A 16,653-nucleotide genomic window follows, 5' to 3' on the forward strand; every position below is an offset into this window, starting at 1 on the left:
AAATCTACTTTAACTTTACTTTACAATTGGAAAAAACCTGCCCGTCACACAAAAAAAGAGACACCCCGAAGGGAACCTCTGGTGTACATATGCGACTTTATACCTATTATCATATCACAGATTCATCGTTCAAATTCGAAATCTTTCGTCCGCCTTTTTACGAACATTAACTCATTGACAACATATAATGTTCGTATTATGATAGTCAGGTCGTTAACAATCAGTCACATAACAATGAATCGTTCGTATATCCTCGAGAATTGGCTTGGGGGTCTCTAGAGGAAGCCATAACTTCCTAGCTACGACGGGTGCTCTTTTTCGCATACCCGTGTGGCTAGGTTTTTTTGCGTCCAAATATGACTGTTCCTGAGGAGATTGCTACTATGAAAGCTTATGATTTTATCGTTGTTGGTGCAGGACCTGCCGGTATTTTTGCTTGCTATGAGATGACATTGCTTCACCCTAACGCGAACATTCTACTTGTTGACAAAGGCCATGATATTTACAAGCGCAGTTGTCCGATTCTTGAAAATAAAATCAAGCTTTGCCCACCTCCGGCTGGTAAAAAGGACTTCTCTGGCTGTCTTCCCGCTTGTTCCATTACCTCTGGTTTTGGCGGAGCAGGTGCTTATAGCGATGGAAAATTCAACATTACGACCGAATTCGGTGGCTGGATGACCGATTATTTGGCCCCAAGTAAAGTCATGGAGCTCATCCGATATGTCGATCGAATCAACCTCCAGCATGGAGCTACAGAGAATATGACCGATCCAACAACGGAAGCCGTAAAAAATATTGAACAACGTTCCTATGCCGCAGGTTTAAAGCTGCTTCGCGCACAGGTTCGTCATTTGGGTACAGAGCAGAACCTCATGATCCTCAAGTCCATCTATGAGTATTTGAAAACTCGCATTGATATGCAGTTCAAAACGGAAGTCGATGATCTCATAACGACAAAGAAAGAAGATAAAAATGTCATTCAAGGCATTCGCTTGAAAGATCGCACGGAGCTCTTAAGCAACTATGTCATGCTGGCTCCAGGACGAGACGGTTCGGCTTGGTTAACACAAGTGCTCAAGAAACGCCGTCTCAAAATGTCCAACAATCAAGTCGATGTTGGAGTCCGTGTTGAAACCTCTGATGTCGTCATGCGTGAAATTAACGAGCATCTATATGAAGGTAAATTTGTGTATAACACTTCGGTTGGAACACGAGTAAGAACCTTCTGCAGTAACCCTTCAGGACATGTTGTTGTTGAGAATCATAGCGGCATTATGGCTGCCAATGGTCATTCCTACAAAGATCCTGCACTTGGATCCAACAACACGAATTTTGCGTTACTTGTTTCTCACAAATTTACGGAGCCATTCGATAAACCGAACGAATATGCACGAGAAATATGTAAGCATGCGAATGACTTATCTAGCGGTGGCGTCATCGTGCAGAAGTTCGGAGATATTATGCGAGGACGTCGTTCTACGGCTGAACGGATTCGCGAAGGCTTCTTAGAACCAACACTTTCTGAAGCAGTTCCTGGGGATCTTGGGCTTGTTCTTCCCTATAATACAATGAAGAGCTTAATCGAAATGATCCATGCTCTTGAAAAAGTAACACCAGGTATCGCGTCCGAACATACGCTTTTCTACGGTGTAGAAGCGAAATTTTACTCGGCTCGACCTAAACTAAGTGAGAGCTTTGAAACAGAAATCAAAGGTCTTTTCTGTGGCGGTGACGGAGCAGGTATTACACGAGGATTAGCACAAGCAGGTGCTGCGGGCGTATGGGTTGCTCGTAATATTCCTCTGTAAATTATTTCCGAGGAAATAATTGTTAGTTCGTCAAAATCAGCTAGAGACCAACATACTCGACCTAGAAGGGAGAATGATGTTGGTTTTTTTTCATGAGAAAAGCCTTTCCAAGCCTCATAGATTGTGGTAAAATAAAACCGTCTCAAGTAATGTAAGCGTTATCATTTTAAGAAGGGGGCATATAAAATGAGTGTAGCGCTCGAAGTAAAGAATACCTATGAGGATTTTATTTTAGAAAAGGACATTATGTATTTCCGCGTTGGTGATCATGGTCTAGTCTCCTTTCATGGGAAGAACTATCATGTCAAGAAACGCCTTAATACGGAAGAGATCCAGAATATGACCTCAGACAGCAGTTTTTTCAAAGTAAACACAGATTGTTATGTGAATACTCGTAAAATTCAACATATTCAAGACGGCAAAGTATTCTTCGAAGTGAGAGGATCCGAATCCAAATACACCTCGATTACGAAGCTTCGCCAACATAGACTGAAAGAAATTGTACAACAACAAAAAGCTGAAGCATAACAGTTGACTATATGCACCAAAAAAGGAGCCGAGCGAATTAATCGCCAGCTCCTTTCTTGTTTACACCATTATGAAATTTTGGCTAGTGTCTCTTGCTGATGCTCGCGGATCAGAAAGCGTATGTAATCGACGGTTGTATCTTTCACTTTTTTGGCTTCTTCCAACGTAGCGAAGCTGTATTCAGCATAATCTGTGCTTTCATACTTGTTCAACTCTTCATTGTTCATGCCAAGCGTGGAAAAGTTATGAATGAGCTCATAGGATGTTTTCGAATCCACATTTTTCACAAAAATATCTTTCGAAAAGAAAGAGCCTTGTTTCTCTACCTTAAAAATGACTCGAAACGGCTTCTCCTTATCCGAAACAAAACATTTAATGACAACGTCGATTTCCATCGTTTTGTAATCCACAGTGTGCTTCGGTTCCTGCATTGGTTTCTGCATCCATTTCTTCAATATCCCCAGCACAAGATCCCTCCTCACACTTGAACTTATCCTCATATTGTAGCGAATCCCTAGTTAATTGACAACCCAAATGATAGAATCTTTATAATATTAATAGTCAAATAGACTCCTTTTAAACCATTGCCTGCTCCTTAGTAGATTGCGTTGATAGTGACGCCTTATACTTCCAAGTAATGAACAAGCAGAGCAACCCCGTTAGAACCCCACAAGCAACGAATGCGCCATTGGCTCCATATCGATCGGCTATGAACCCAGAGAACAGACTTCCAATCGGTGTAGAACCCGCAAATACAAGGGAATATACACTCATGACACGTGCACGATACTCATCCTTCGCATACATTTGAAGAGCAGAGTTACTATTTGTCGCGAATAAAATATTAAAGAATCCCGTAAACGCAAGCAGCGTACCACAGACCCAAACTGAACCGCTCAGTCCATTAAGAATTAAGCATATGGCAACCATGCAGCTTGCGGCCATACTCAACTTCAACTTCGGCCCTCGCTTACTCCGAAACGACATCGTTAGAGCCCCAGCTAGTGAACCAACGCCCAAACAAGACATCAATGTACCATAGGTCGTCTCTCCCATATGCAGGACATTTTTGGTGAATACAGGAATTAGAATATTAAAGTTAAAAGCAAGCGTACCAATAACGGTTACTAGCAACACAGTTGGTGAGAGAATCGGATCTTTGGCAATGTAGACGATGCCATCCTTAATTTCCTTCAGTATACCTTCCTTCGCCCTCAACTTCCGTACGTATGGTGCTGCCTCAATATGAATCAATCCATATAGAACAGCTATAAAGCTGACTCCATTTAGTAAAAAGCACCATCCTGCACCTAACCAGGCCATCATCACTGCGCCAATCGAAGGACCAACAATTCTTGCCATATTAAACGTCGTTGAGTTAAGTGCAATCGCATTCATCAAATCTTCTTTGCCTACAATTTCCACATTAAAAGCCTGCCTTGTTGGCATATCCAACGTATTATTTAGGCCAAGAAGCAGCGCCATGACAAGGATATATTCGTATCGAACCGTATCCGTCAGTACCAATGTGGCCAAAGCAAAAGCAAGTATCATCGATACCGACTGTGTTAGTATAAGAATCTTCTTCTTAGGAAATTTATCCACAATAATGCCGGCAAACAGCGAAAATAATAGGATCGGTAGAAACTGGCACGCAGCCACAATCCCAAGTTTGAGAGACGATCCCGTCAGAGTGAGAACGAGCCAGGACTGCCCGATATTTTGCATCCATGTACCGATTAGCGATACACATTGCCCTAACCACATATAGCGATAATTCTTGTGTGTCAACGCATGGAAATGACGATCAATGAACACAGCCCCCGCAGCCCTCATATTCATAGATCTACCTCTTCTTCAGCAAAGTGAGCCGCATTGTGACCCATTTTTTCTAAAATCGTTAGCGCCATCTGCTTCTCCTCATCCGACATGCCGAACGTCAATCGCTCTCGCCAATCCGTGAGAACTTTGCGTACATCCTCCTTAATTCCACGAGCTTTATCCGTTAGAAATACCTCGTTGCATCGCTTATCCTTCTCGCTGACAATGCGCATTATGTAGCCTTGTTCTTCGAGCTTTTTCAGTGCTTTCGCCGTCGTACCTTTATCTATTTTCAAATAGTCGGACAGCTCCTCTTGCGTTAAACCATCCTCTTTATACAGCGCATTGAGGAAAATATGCTGACCTCTGCCGATCTCGAATTGCCTCAGGTGGTCACCGATATACATCTGACCGTACCTGTAAATCAGCGAGACCCACCTCGGAATCGAATTTCGCGTTTCAATCATTGCAGCAACCCCTCCTTGTTTCTGAATGTACGGCTACAATACAACTAACTACCACTTAACTAAACCTGATGAAACTGACTACCACTAACCTAAACCTGATAAACTGACTAGATCGAACTGCCGAATCGTTGCACTTGCCACTAATTCAGTGTACGCCGAATACGTTGCATGTGCAACTAATTTTTGGCGGATTTATTAACCGTTACAGTGTGGAGGGGAGGTGGCCTGCTTCGTGAGTTTAGCTTCTTTAGTGATGATTTTCTTCACTATGGAGTAGCGAGGCAGGCGGTTCTGCTGTATTTTGCTTCGTTAGTGATGATTTTCATCACTATGGCGTTCAGAGGCAGGCGGTTCTGGTGTATTTTGCTTCGTTAGTGATGTTTTTCATCACTATGGCGTACCGAGGCAGGCGGTTCTGGTGTATTTTGCTTCGTTAGTGATGTTTTTCATCACTAAGGCGTAGCGTGGCAGGCGGTTCTGCTGTATTTTGCTTCGTTAGTGATGTTTTTCATCACTATGGCGTTCCGAGGCAGGCGGTTCTGCTATATTTCGCTTCGTTAGTGATGTTTTTCATCACTAAGGCGTAGCGTGGCAGGCGGTTCTGCTGTATTTTGCTTCGTTAGTGATGTTTTTCATCATTATGGCGTTCCGAGGCAGGCGGTTCTGCTGTATTTTGCTTCGTTAGTGATGTTTTTCATCACTATGGCGTAGCTTGGCAGAAGGTTCTGGTGTATTTCGCTTCGTTAGTGATGTTTTTCATCACTATGGCGTACCGAGGCAGGTGATCTTGGCACTCTCTGTGCTGTAAGCGTGTTTTTCACCGTTACAGCTCGAGGGGCTGCTGATTTGGGCACTTTCCGCAACTGTAAGCGTGTTTTTCGCCGTTACAGCGTGAACGGCTGCTGATTTGGGCACTTTCCGCAGCTGTAAGCGTGTTTTTCGCCGTTACAGTGTGAGGGGCTGCTGATTTGGGCACTTTCCGCAGCTGTAAGCGTGTTTTTCACCGTTACAGCGTGAACGGCTGCTGATTTCGGCACTTTCCGCAGCTGTAAGCGTGTTTTTCGCCGTTACAGCGCACACCATACAAAAAGGAGAAGCAAGTCGAAACTTGCCCCTCCTTTTTCAGAAATAGCGCCTAACGTTGCTCGTTCAGCGCTATTAAAGAAATCTCACGCAAACCGGTCGCGATACCGCTACAGTTTGCTCCGTTTCATGCAGCATCCCTGTCTCCGCATCCCTGCGGAAGACAACGATGCTGTTCGAGCCCTGATTCGCCGCAAGCAGGAACTCGTCCTGCGGCGAAAGCGCGAAGTTCCGCGGCGTCCGCCCCCGCGTCGACTGCCAACCCACGGCCGACAGCGTGCCGCTGTCTCGGTCGACGCCATAAACCGCAATACTATCGTGTCCGCGGTTCGATGCATACAAGAAACGGCCATCCTCGGAGAGGTGGATGTCCGCGCAATAACTGTCACCGCCGAAGTCCTCCGGCAGTGTCGACAAGCTCTGGACCGCGGCCATGCGGCCCGCAGCCGCCTCATAAGACAACACGGTGACCGTGTTGTCCAGCTCATTGATCGCGTACACATACGTGCCGTCCGCGTTAAACACCACATGCCGCGGGCCTGCGCCCGGCTTCACCCCTGCTCCGCCATGCGGCAGCAGGTCGCCGCTCTCCGCGTCAATGCGACTAACGACCAGCCGATCAAGGCCTAGATCGGCCGATACAGCAAACCGATTGTCCGGAGCCGGGACAATCGAGTGCGCGTGCGCTGCTTCTTGGCGATCCGCTTGCGGTCCAAGCTCGCCTTCGTGCTTGATCAGCTGCGTGTGCTCACCTAAACCACCGCCTGCTTCAACGGGAAACACCGTCACATCTCCGCTTAAGTAATTCGCCACATACACCCTGCTGCCTGTGGCATCCAAGCTAATGTAGCAGGGCGCAGAGCCGTCTGTCGGCTGTTGGTTGATTTTGTTCAATCTCCCTGTTCCCGCTTCAATCGCGAATGCTGCGGCGGAGCCTCCGAAACGTCCCTCATAGGTTTCGGTTTCACTCACAGCATACAGAATGGTTCCTTCCTTGTTCACCTCTAAGAACGATGCATTCGGCAAATCGCTGTACGTTTGAATCAGCGATAATTCACCATTTTGCCCATTAAAGCTATATAAAGAAATGCCCACCGGATGCTGATCATCCGTATAAGAACCAACATACACATATACCTTTGAAATTGACTTTTCATTTGCATTTTCATTTGCATTTGCATTTGTACTTGCATTTTCACGCTCATTTCCCATCCCAACTCTACCTCCCTAATTCCCCTATCATTTATCTGCCGCTTGCCTTCGCTTCCCAAAAGCCGTCACACACATCGCGATAATCGCTCCATATAAAGCAAGCTCCATATCATGATGTGCATCCCAAGGATCGCCTTGCGCTCCAACGAATAAAGTACCGATCTCAGGGGCTACGATCATGGCGACCCACATTTCGATTAGCTCATAGCATGCACCCATTGCCAAAACGATAGCACACGTCATCACATAAATCCATCTTCTTCCAAGTGTTGTGAAGCCCCTCAAACCTTCATAGATGGGATAGGCGCAAAGCAGCCCGAAACTTAAGTGAACAAGCCGATCGAAATGATCTCGCTCAGACCCGAATATACTCCGCAACCAGGGATCGAACCACGTCCCATTATATGAAAAGTGAGCCCCTACGCTATGTAACAACAGGAAACTCGCCAATAAGCCATATGTTAGATTTGAAAATGTAAAAAACCTATACGTAACGATGAATCCAAGTAATGCTGCCCATGTCAAAAGATTTTCTAACACCCAGTCCCCACGACTATGCGGTGCAATCGCCAACCATCCCCACAATCCTAGCCACACGACCAGAATGATATGCAGTATCCCATTTGTTTGAAAAGGTTTCTTAGTCGCTTTCCCGTGCATCTGCTCAGCCCCCTTATCGTCTCTACAGACTAAGAGTACCGTGCTAGCATGCCTTCCAAAAGTACTAACTTTTTCTAGTACCGAGCCCGAGGCTCACTCATTTAGTTGAATGAACCTCTCATGTATAGGCTCCGGAACTCACTCGGTGTCATCCCTTCATGTTCATGAAATCGCTGATTGAAATAACTAGCAGACGTATACCCCGCTTCACCTGCGATGTCCTTGATCGGCCAATTTTCTTTCTCAATTAAGCGCTGCTTAGCGAATTGAATTCGGCAAAGTGTAATGAACGACAGCGGCGTCATGGATGTGGCTTTTCGAAATATTTTGCAAAAATAATACGTACTAACGCCCGTTAGCTCCGCCCACTCATCGAGATTGAAAGGTTCGCAGGCTCTACGCTGCATCTCTGGGAGCAAGGCTAGAATCCGATCCACCGATTCCGTCCCTCGATTGACCGTTAATGGTGAGGCATAGCTCATGAATTCGCACAAAATCATATACATCAACGTGCTCAACTCCGTCGGTCGAAGTATTTGATGTGCTTCCGCTTCTACGAGCAGCTCATTGAAAGCTTTTTCAAGCTCAGCACTCCTTTTTAACGTCCATAAATTGCGTAGAAATCCCTTCTCCAACAGAAACTCCTTGATTTGATCCCCATAAAAATGCACCCAACGAACATCCCACGGATCATCTTTTGAACTGTAATAGCGCTGCTCTTGATAGGGCGGAAATAAGAAAGCATCCCCCTTTTGCAAAGTGTATAGCTGCCCTTCGATCTCCACATAACCTTTTCCTGAGATGACAAAATGCAAACTGTACGTTGACCATAAGCCCTCTGGCCGCTCGACTTCATGTTGGGGCTCTTCGCAATACCAGCCTACGGATTCTGGGAATATGAAATACATAGATTGCTGTAAAGTTGGTAACATAACATGTCGGCGCATCGATTAAGACCTCATCTCTAATGACAATATTACGATAGTCGAATCAATATATTGTTATATTCATTTTAATTAACTCATTTTATAATAGCAATATAACGTTACACATTCCGCAAGAAAAAAGGAGAATTGCTGTTATGACTAAACTTCGTTGGGGCATTCTAGGCTGTGCCAATATTGCCATCCGTGCCTGTATCCCAGGAATTAAGCAGTCCGAAACCGGTGTTGTAAGCGCAATCGCTAGTCGCAATCTGGAGAAATCTCAAGAGGTTGCCACGCGACTTGAAATCCCGAAAGCTTATGGAAGCTATGAAGAATTGATTGCGGATCCGGATATTGATGCGATCTACATCCCACTTCCGAACCATTTACATAAAGAGTGGACGATCCGAGCAGCGCAAGCTGGCAAGCATGTTCTGTGTGAGAAGCCTGCTGCGCTGACGGCCGCTGAGGTACAAGAAATGGTTACGGTTAGTGAAGAAGCTGGCGTGCTGTTCGCTGAAGCTTTCATGTATCGCCATCACCCTCGCTATGAGCGTGTGAAAGCCATCATGCAATCTGGCGAAATCGGAGATATTCGCGGTATTCACGGTACATTTACGTTCAGTAACCCAGATGATAGCAAAAATGTTCGTTACGTCCGCGAATGGGGCGGCGGATCGGTCTATGACGTGGGCTGTTACCCGCTAAGTGCGGCTAGATTTCTGCTAGATCGTGAACCTGAGGCTGTTACCACTCATGCTTTCTTCTCTCCTGAACATGATAACGTTGATATGATGATGTCTGGACTTGTTGAGTTCAGCGGGAATGTAGCTCTCACGTTCGATTGCGGGATGTGGGCATCCTTCCGAAATACACTTGAGATTCTTGGTTCCAAGGGACGTATCGTGATTCCATCGGCATTTGTAACTCCAACTGAAGAATCCGGTCATTTCCAAGTTTTTGTCGGGAACGAGCAGCGCGAAGAAAAAGTTCCTTTCCTTAACCAATACGCCCTGCAGGTCGACGATATGGCCTATGCCGCATGGGGTGAGAAACCACAGCGCTTCCCTGCACATGATGCCATTCTGAATTTGAAAGTCATCGACGCTTGCATGCAATCCGCGACAGAACGCGCTCGTGTTCAACTTTAATATTTCATAATGAGAGGCTGGCGATTATAGATGAAGCATATTCAGATTAAAGGATTAGATAAACCGGTATCCAAATTGGTGATGGGATCTGATTTTTTCAGATTAGACAACCCGCAAGAGGTTAGTGAAATCCTTCATCATTATTTGGCTATTGGCGGGAACACGATTGATTCCGCGCACATCTATTGTGGGGGGCAAAGTGAGCAGGCAATCGGCATTTGGCTGGATGAAACGGGGAAACGGGAAGAAATGGTGTTATTCACCAAAGGCTCTCATCATGATCAAAATGGTCCTCGCGTGAATCCGGAAGCGATTCGCCATGATCTGATGACTAGTCTGGAGCGGATGCGTACGGACTACATCGACTTGTACGGTTTACATCGGGATGATCCAGCAACACCTGTTGGCGTCATTGTTGAAGCGCTCAATGAACATTTGGAAGCTGGCCATATTCGTGCCTTCGGCGGGTCCAACTGGACGCATCAGCGTTTGCAAGAGGCGAATGACTATGCCGCAAAGCATGGCCTCGTCGGCTTTAGCTTCAGCTCGCCTAACCTTAGTCTCGCTAAGCCCAACGAGCCCTTCTGGGCTGGCTGTGTCTCAGCAGACGCGGAGACTTTGCGCTGGCACGAAGAGCAGCAGTTTCCACTGCTGTCATGGTCTTCGCAGGCGCGGGGCTTCTTCACTGGCCGGTACTCGCCGGAAGTCCGCGATAACGCTGATCTCGTTCGAGTATTCTACAGCGACGAGAACTGGACGCGGTTGCAGCGTGCGCAGCAGCTCGCACAGGAAAAAGGCGTGAGCCCGATCCAGATCGCCCTCGCCTACGTGCTAAGCCAGCCGCTTCCGGCGTGCGCGCTGATCGGACCGCGCACCGAGGCCGAGATGGTCTCCTGCCGCGATGGCGCAGAGCTTGTGCTGTCGGCGCAGGAGCTCGCCTGGCTTGATTTGACTGGAGCTACGGTGTAGCTCTGGCGGGGTTAGAGCTGATTTATTCGATGTGAAACGTATAATGATTTATGGTTAAGTTGCGGAATGTGATTCCGCAACTTTTTTCAATTTCTCCTTTGCAAATATCTATCCGTATTTACGCTCCAACTTGGTTATCTACTGTTAGACTTGTTTATTTCGTATAAACAACAGGGAATTCTGCTCCAGTCAAAAGTTCACCTGGCTGTACATGGATATGTTTGCTCATAGGGTGATTGCCGACTGGCTCATAACGAATGTTCCCCGGCATATAATGAACCGCAATCGCACGCCGTTTCATCTGGGAGTGGTTAGGCAAAGATCCGTGCCAGGTCATACAGTGATGGTAGCCTACTTGGCCTTTCTTGATCTCGAACGGTACTGGTTTGATCTCCACACCTTCGGGCAGTAATTCAGGACGCTTATGCTGCGGCATATGGTCTGGACCATGAAGCAAGTGCCTTTGATGATCTCCCCATGTATGACTACCAGGCACCATCCACATGCAACCGTTCTCTATAACCGCATCGTCCAACGCCACCCAGGCGCTGATCAACTCCGAAGGTTGAATAATCGGCCATAAGGGATGATCTTGATGCCACTTCGTAGGCCCACCTGTGACAGGCGGCTTGTATTGAATTTGATCATGCCAAATGCGTAAGGTGTCTGTACCTGCGAGTTGTGCAACCTCTTCACATAAGGTGCGATTAGCTGCATGCTGCAAATAAAGATCACTAGCCATCCAAATGTTGACAACTTGAACGATGGATTCATTCGCTTCCATGCTCATACCATATTCACTTTTGTCTAATAAATTACGGCTAAGTACCGGTTTCTTCATCGTTCTGCCTTCCAATACTAGATCCAGCTCACGACGTAAAAGCTCAACCTCCTCGTCGTTTAGCACAACCTCACCTTTTACAAACCCATCGCGCTCAAAAGCCTCTACTTGTTCCACTGTCAGCATGCTTAATCCCCCATCCACAATTTATTGATAGCCGCATATTCGCCTTACAAGAGTAAGTCTAACAGGGCACCGTTCTTAAGTCGTTGCAGGAAAGGGTAGAATAAGTTGCACTTTTCAAAGGTTTTTAACTGCTAGCAGCGAACTAGTTGAGAATAAAAGATCGATAAGGAGCGCCTCAAATGGAACATTTTCGCTCGCTCGGGCCGATGGACTTATTACTTCCTGCAGTGAACTATGCCAACATACAAAACGTTCCAGCAGGTGTCGTTTACGGGCCTCGAACCATTCCTGATTATCAGCTTGTATATGTAGTCTCTGGACGCATGGATTTGTTTATCGGCTCCGATGAATACGCCATTCTTCCAGGTAACTGCGCTTATTTGGGATCAGATACGCCCCACAAGCTTTCCGTTCACCCAGATAAATCAGTCACTTTTATCAGTCTACACTTTGATTGGCATCGTCTATCTCCAGAGCCGATACATCCAGGTCTTAGGATAAAATACTTCAACGAGAGCCCTCCATTTGAACCAGCGCAGAGCTATACGGTTGAAGTTGAGGGTTACTGCAGCGTCGCCATCCCCGTTCATTTCAGATTCATGGAAGGTGAACGAATGCTTCATCAGATTGTTCAGGAATACAAAGAAGAGGAGCATGGCTACTCGTTCGTATTGAGAGGACTACTCATGCAAGTTTTATCTGAAATCATACGTCGTGAGTTAGATGTTTCAACCACACATAGCTCTAAACGAAGCATGATTCGCAATGCCCTTCAGATGATCGTGGAACACCCTGAACGTGCATGGAGTATAACAGAACTAGCTGAGAGCTGCGGTTATCATCACATCTACTTTTCCCAGTTATTTAAGGAAGTCATGGGCCTTTCTCCGAAGCCTTACATGATTCATAAACGCATACAATTGGCTAAAAAGCTGCTATTAAAAGAAGAAAAAGTTGAGGTCGTTGCTACTAAGCTTGGCTATACTTCTATCCATTACTTCAGTCGGCATTTCAAATCCATTACCGGGATGTCACCGTCTACGTTTAGACTATATGGCGGTGAAGATGATCACACGAGCGAATAGCTTTTCTGATTCAAACACCAAGTGTGTTACACTGTTGGAAAATAGTGATTGAGGTGATTCCTATGCGCAAAATCGCAGTCATTACTGGCGGAGGTCAGGGTATTGGACGAGCCATTGCTCTTTCTTTTGCTCAAGAAGGTTATGGCATTTCTATAGCAGATATTCATCAAGACAAGGGTTTGGAAACCATTGAGCTCCTACGTCCCTTTACAGATGATGCACTTTTTATGAAGGTCGACGTCTCCAGGAAAGAGGAGGTCGAGCAATGGCTGGAACATACCTCTGTCGTTATGGGCAGCATCGATGTCTTGGTGAATAATGCAGGGATCATGCATAATACCGATGTGTTAGAACTTCGTGCTGATCAATTTATGCGGGTCGTTTCCGTCAACTTGGGAGGTACTTTTCACTGTTCGCAAACTGCAGCCCGAATCATGAAAGCGCAGGAGCGCGGCGGTGCCATCATTAATCTCTCGTCAACCAGGGCAGTCATGTCGGAACCTAATACCGAAGCATATTCAGCCTCCAAAGGAGGTATCTCTGCGCTGACCCATGCGATGGCTATTAGTTTAGGTGGTTATGGCATTCGCGTCAACGCGATATCTCCAGGGTGGATTGAAGTCAGGGACGAGGGCAGCTTTTCCCATACGGAGGCAGACAAAAGCCAGCACCCTGTAGGCAGAGTAGGCAGGCCAGAAGATGTTGCCGCGGCTTGTCTCTATTTAGCTAGCGATAAGGCAGGATTCATTACAGGTCAGAACCTGACGATCGATGGCGGTATGACCGTTAAAATGATGTACGCAGAGGAATAATTGCCAATCGCATAGCATTCATTGATAAAGAGATATAGCCGCTCTATGGCAGGGAATGGATAACATATCAGATATAGGAAATCCTATTCCCTAATTAAGGAAGGGGTGGGCAGAGTGAATGATGAGACAACAATTCCGCAAGAGCAAGAGACTGAACGCAAGGCAGAGCTTGAGTACAATCACGATTACGATTTGATGCGTGCCTATGCCGAACAATTGAATGGTGAAGTCGAAGCTGGTGAAGAGTAACCGCTCGATATGATGATGAGAGGCTGTCTCAAAGGTCCTTGTAGACTTTTTGAGACGGCTTCTTTTCGGTTAGTGACCAATGTGTGAACAGCTTCATATCCATTGTGAATTCCGATGTTTGAACACATGGTGCACTAGATCGTTCCCAAAGGGAACGTAGATACGCTATTTCGCCGGATAAGAGTTAAAATGTACTCCAAGCGGAACGTAGATGCGCTATTTGCCTTATTTTCGGGCTATTTGGCTTATTTGAACTAAATAAAGCACCCTCGTTCCCCTTCAATTCCAGTCTCGTTCATTGAGACATGAATAGCGCATCCTATTTCCCTCTATCAGAATGTCTTATGGGACAGCCTCTTTTATTGTTTACAACAAGAATGGTTCGCACAGATTTCAGTGCCCCAGCGATCTACTCATTGTTTTCATAAGATGATTCATTACATTCTTCCCTCACAATTAAAACCGATTTCTCCTCTCCTTCGTTACCTTTATTAGAGTACATATGAAGGAGTTGGACGCTTTGAAAAAATGGATGTATGCAAGCATCTTCGTGATCGTCATACTCGCTGCTACAGGATGCAGCACAAAAGAAGCCGCACCAGCCGTCAGCTCACCTTCCCCTGCCGCTGTAGCTGTCTCAAGCTCACCAACACCAGCGCCTGCTGTGACAGTGGCTCCAGCTACGCCGACACCGGTGGCGACCACAACAGCTGTAGCAACGGTTGCACCGACGGCGTCGGTAAGCCCTTCGCCTTCGGCCAGCGCCGCGCCGCAGCAACAAGCTTCGGCGACACCTGCACCTGCAACGTCATCAGTGCCTACGCCAACACCGGTTGTCGCGAAGCCAACACCTGCGCCAGTGGCAACACCTTCACCTTCACCGTCGCCTACTGCCCAGCCACAGGCGACCGTAAGCGCCGCTGGCTCCAGCGAGAAAGCCCAGCAGCTGTACAAAACCAACTGTCTGTCCTGCCACGGCACAGGCCTTAAAGGGGATTACGGACCGAATCTGACGAAGGTCGGTGCGCGTAGGACAATGGAACAAATCACCAACCAGATTATGAACGGGAAGGTTGAGATGCCCCCTTTCAAAGACACCTTGAAAGCAGACGAAGTCGAAGCCTTAGCAACTTGGCTTTCAGGTATGAAGTGATGGATAGTAATGATAGTAATAGATGGATTTTCTGTAGTTAATATGGAGAATTATTCATAATTTGGAGCATTAGATGGATTTTATCCAGTTAATTCCACCTAAAATTCACAAAACAACCAATATGACTTAAATTAGATGTCCATCTATTCACAACATCCAGGGAAAATCAGCAATATTAGCTGTACTTTTTACATTAATTTGTAAAACCAGCTGCTCAATTGACTACAGACTTCTACTTCCTCTCCATCCCCCTATTCAACTCGCAACAAGCAAGTCACATGAACTAAGGGGTAAGCTCCGCTTACCCCTTACCTTACAGATACTAATTCTTAAATAACAAAAAGCAGGCCACCTTTTTCAGAAAAAGAGGCCAATTTTTTGTTAAACCGACCCCAACACTTTCTTTCCTCGCGGCTGGCTGCCGTTAGGATCCGGTTCCAACGTAACACCGATAGAATCGATATTTAAATTTTTGGCATGCACATCATAGGACAGAACGCCTACCCCTTTGTTATCCACACGCAGTGTTCCACAGTTGTACTTCTTCCCGTTGTGGTTCAACCAAACCTGGTAGGTCCAATCGCCACTCGTTTCATTCAGACCCGACAAGTTCACGACTACTTTATGAACATCACCGTACTGCACGACCCAGGCTGTTCCCGATGCTGCTGGCATGGAAGTGTCCGCTGAAGTCAAATTGAAGGTATTGACAACCTTTGAAGGCACGCTCGTTTCACTTGCTGTTTCCTTGGTATGAAATGCGTCATTGTTCCACAAAGCACCTACAACGATACCGAGCACGACCACGGCAGCCGCACCATACATCCATGCAAATGAACGCCGTTTAGGAATGGAATTTTTTCTGTTCTCTTTTTTATGAATTTCTTCTTTATGAATTCCTTCTTTATGTTTCTCTTCTTTAAGTTTCTCTTCTATATGAATCTCTTCTTTATGAATCGGCTCATTACGAATAGCCTCCATCACTTGCCCCTTCAAATCCGGCGGAACGTCCACTTCTTCCATTTGGTAAGGGAGCGATTGCCAGACCGCCTGTAATTCAGGCAGTTCTTCGCTGCAAGAGACGCAAGTGCGCAGATGCCGTTCGAAAGCCGCACGTTCCCATTCCGTGCATTCGCCTGTTAAATAATTGATCAGATAGCTGCAGTCAACAGGTTGCTGCTCTTTCATGCGTCATCCCCCCCTCACTGCTGTCAGATGCTTGCGAAGTATTTTCAAACATTGGTGAAGCCTGCTTTTCACGGTACCTACCGGTTCATTCTTTTTGGAAGCAATTTCGCTGAGCGAGTAGCCTTCCCAATACATCATTTCTAGCAATTCAATCTGATTCGTAGATAAGTGCACATACGCTTCTTGAATTTGCTCGACCACCCATTTGCTGGACACAACCGACTCTGGATCCGGTTCACCTGAAACGAGCGATTGCTCCCACTCTCTTGGCTCAAATCGAACAATTTGGTTCTGTTTGCGGTTCTTGCGCACATAATCAATTGTAATATTACGGGTGACTGTAATCATCCAGTTGACGAATCCGCCTTTGTTGGCATCATAGCCAGTTTCTGTTGTCCAGAGTCGCATAAACACCAATTGCACGATTTCCCTGGCTTCCTGCTCATTCTTCATAGATTTCATGGCAAACGAATACACGAGCTTGGCGTAACGATCGTAGAGCTCTTCTAAGGCAGGATGCTCTTTGGCCATAACCAGCTTCATGAGCTCCCCATCTGTTCGATTTCGCATAACG

At 46.3% G+C, this 16,653-nt stretch carries 18 protein-coding genes and 1 riboswitch; of the genes, 8 read left to right on the forward strand and 10 right to left on the reverse strand.

The genetic code is table 11. From position 1 onward, the window contains the following. Positions 1-223: 223 nt before the first annotated feature. Positions 224-322: riboswitch (purine riboswitch) on the forward strand. Positions 323-383: 61 nt separating this feature from the next. After that, positions 384-1,808: an NAD(P)/FAD-dependent oxidoreductase gene (locus tag ASG89_RS17130; protein ID WP_057311920.1), complete on the forward strand. Its 1,425-nt coding sequence runs from the start codon at positions 384-386 to the stop codon at positions 1,806-1,808. 186 nt (positions 1,809-1,994) lie between these two features. Then, positions 1,995-2,336: a LytTR family transcriptional regulator DNA-binding domain-containing protein gene (locus tag ASG89_RS17135; protein ID WP_057311921.1), complete on the forward strand. Its 342-nt coding sequence runs from the start codon at positions 1,995-1,997 to the stop codon at positions 2,334-2,336. A gap of 68 nt (positions 2,337-2,404) precedes the next feature. Here the strand turns inward: ASG89_RS17135 and ASG89_RS17140 are convergent, their stop codons facing one another. The 7 genes from ASG89_RS17140 to ASG89_RS17165 form a co-directional block, all read right to left on the reverse strand. Further along, positions 2,405-2,803 (reverse strand): hypothetical protein, encoded by a 399-nt coding sequence (locus ASG89_RS17140; RefSeq protein WP_057311922.1) that lies wholly within the window; start codon positions 2,801-2,803, stop codon positions 2,405-2,407. A gap of 109 nt (positions 2,804-2,912) precedes the next feature. Continuing rightward, entirely contained in the window at positions 2,913-4,178 is a 1,266-nt protein-coding gene (locus ASG89_RS17145) for an MFS transporter (RefSeq protein ID WP_063867965.1), read from the reverse strand. Next, positions 4,175-4,624, reverse strand: a complete 450-nt coding sequence (locus ASG89_RS17150) for a MarR family winged helix-turn-helix transcriptional regulator (RefSeq protein WP_057311923.1) — start codon at positions 4,622-4,624, stop codon at positions 4,175-4,177. Before ASG89_RS17150 ends, ASG89_RS17145 begins: the two co-directional genes overlap by 4 nt. Positions 4,625-5,386: 762 nt before the next feature. Then, positions 5,387-5,539, reverse strand: a complete 153-nt coding sequence (locus ASG89_RS37730) for a hypothetical protein (protein ID WP_235549803.1) — start codon at positions 5,537-5,539, stop codon at positions 5,387-5,389. Positions 5,540-5,782: 243 nt separating this feature from the next. Continuing rightward, positions 5,783-6,919 (reverse strand): lactonase family protein, encoded by a 1,137-nt coding sequence (locus tag ASG89_RS17155; RefSeq protein ID WP_057311924.1) that lies wholly within the window; start codon positions 6,917-6,919, stop codon positions 5,783-5,785. Between the two features lie 27 nt (positions 6,920-6,946). Continuing rightward, entirely contained in the window at positions 6,947-7,579 is a 633-nt protein-coding gene (locus ASG89_RS17160) for a DUF2238 domain-containing protein (protein ID WP_057311925.1), read from the reverse strand. A gap of 101 nt (positions 7,580-7,680) precedes the next feature. Continuing rightward, entirely contained in the window at positions 7,681-8,526 is an 846-nt protein-coding gene (locus ASG89_RS17165; protein WP_057311926.1) for a helix-turn-helix transcriptional regulator, read from the reverse strand. Between the two features lie 134 nt (positions 8,527-8,660). On the opposite strand from ASG89_RS17165, the gene ASG89_RS17170 reads away from it, so the two are divergent. Together ASG89_RS17170 and ASG89_RS17175 are read left to right on the forward strand one after the other, a co-directional pair. Continuing rightward, positions 8,661-9,656 carry a Gfo/Idh/MocA family protein gene (locus tag ASG89_RS17170; protein ID WP_057311927.1) on the forward strand — a complete coding sequence of 332 codons (996 nt, stop codon included), beginning with the start codon at positions 8,661-8,663 and terminating at the stop codon, positions 9,654-9,656. Between the two features lie 30 nt (positions 9,657-9,686). Beyond that, the gene (locus ASG89_RS17175) at positions 9,687-10,625 is read left to right on the forward strand and encodes an aldo/keto reductase (RefSeq protein ID WP_057311928.1); all 939 of its coding nucleotides are present in this window, start codon (positions 9,687-9,689) and stop codon (positions 10,623-10,625) included. A 154-nt stretch (positions 10,626-10,779) separates the two neighbouring features. On the opposite strand, the gene ASG89_RS17180 is transcribed toward ASG89_RS17175, so the two are convergent. Next, positions 10,780-11,592: a phytanoyl-CoA dioxygenase family protein gene (locus ASG89_RS17180; RefSeq protein ID WP_057311929.1), complete on the reverse strand. Its 813-nt coding sequence runs from the start codon at positions 11,590-11,592 to the stop codon at positions 10,780-10,782. Positions 11,593-11,771: 179 nt separating this feature from the next. Between ASG89_RS17180 and ASG89_RS17185 the strand changes: the two genes are divergently transcribed. The 4 genes from ASG89_RS17185 to ASG89_RS38230 all read left to right on the forward strand — a co-directional run bounded on the left by ASG89_RS17185 (position 11,772) and on the right by ASG89_RS38230 (position 14,891). Next, complete coding sequence (locus ASG89_RS17185) at positions 11,772-12,677, forward strand: AraC family transcriptional regulator (protein ID WP_057311930.1); 906 nt, start codon at positions 11,772-11,774, stop codon at positions 12,675-12,677. 62 nt (positions 12,678-12,739) lie between these two features. Continuing rightward, positions 12,740-13,489: a glucose 1-dehydrogenase gene (locus ASG89_RS17190; protein WP_057311931.1), complete on the forward strand. Its 750-nt coding sequence runs from the start codon at positions 12,740-12,742 to the stop codon at positions 13,487-13,489. Positions 13,490-13,603: 114 nt separating this feature from the next. Next, a complete protein-coding gene (locus ASG89_RS38225; protein ID WP_268795631.1) occupies positions 13,604-13,738 on the forward strand; it encodes a hypothetical protein in 135 nt (44 codons plus the stop codon). A 520-nt stretch (positions 13,739-14,258) separates the two neighbouring features. Next, complete coding sequence (locus ASG89_RS38230) at positions 14,259-14,891, forward strand: c-type cytochrome (protein ID WP_082593353.1); 633 nt, start codon at positions 14,259-14,261, stop codon at positions 14,889-14,891. A 381-nt stretch (positions 14,892-15,272) separates the two neighbouring features. On the opposite strand, the gene ASG89_RS17200 is transcribed toward ASG89_RS38230, so the two are convergent. After that, positions 15,273-16,079 (reverse strand): anti-sigma factor, encoded by an 807-nt coding sequence (locus ASG89_RS17200; RefSeq protein ID WP_057311933.1) that lies wholly within the window; start codon positions 16,077-16,079, stop codon positions 15,273-15,275. Positions 16,080-16,082: 3 nt separating this feature from the next. Then, positions 16,083-16,649 (reverse strand): sigma-70 family RNA polymerase sigma factor, encoded by a 567-nt coding sequence (locus tag ASG89_RS17205; protein WP_057311934.1) that lies wholly within the window; start codon positions 16,647-16,649, stop codon positions 16,083-16,085. Positions 16,650-16,653: the final 4 nt, after the last annotated feature.

Origin of the sequence: Paenibacillus sp. Soil766 (genome assembly GCF_001428105.1) — a bacterium.
GTDB lineage: Bacteria > Bacillota > Bacilli > Paenibacillales > NBRC-103111 > Paenibacillus_E.